Origin of the sequence: Desemzia sp. FAM 23990, assembly GCF_045528485.1 — a bacterium.
Classification (GTDB): domain Bacteria; phylum Bacillota; class Bacilli; order Lactobacillales; family Carnobacteriaceae; genus Desemzia.
Map to the genome: position 1 here is coordinate 1 of NZ_JBGQQW010000072.1, position 486 is coordinate 486.

Below are 486 nucleotides of genomic sequence, written 5' to 3' on the forward strand. Positions count from 1 at the left end.
CTAAGCTTTTTTTCTTTTCTGTCCCACGTACAAAAACCCCATCCGCTTCGGCGTAAAAATAGTCCACCTTTTTTCCTTCGGGCAACTCCGTGGCTTCTTCTAGTTCCAATACATTTTCTTCATCCTCACGTGATTGTGCTGCTCCAACGCGTTTAAGAAGACTGCCGACTGTTTGATGACTCAGCGTAATGGCCGTCCATTCGTTTAGAATAGCTGCGGTATCTCGATAAGTAGCTTTACTCACCAACTCTGACACTTTTACTTCTACTAGTGGGCTATGGCGTTGATATTTTCGAATGCCTAACCATTCATCTAGTGGATAATGGTTCTGATTATTAGTATCCACCATTAGCGTACGCCGGTACCGAACGGGACCGAAAATAAATTGAACCGTTTTCCAATCTGCTCGTTTTACTTTCCAACCTTCACGTTGTTTTTCCTCTTTGATCACTTCGTTGAAGTTCGACAAAATCTGACCCATTAACT

Annotated in this window: 1 protein-coding gene; it reads right to left on the reverse strand. The window is 42.8% G+C overall.

All coding sequences use genetic code 11. The annotated features are described in order from the left end of the window. On the reverse strand, positions 1 to 486 hold a 486-nt coding region (locus ACEN4I_RS13500), incomplete at both ends, for a UPF0236 family transposase-like protein (protein ID WP_407127857.1).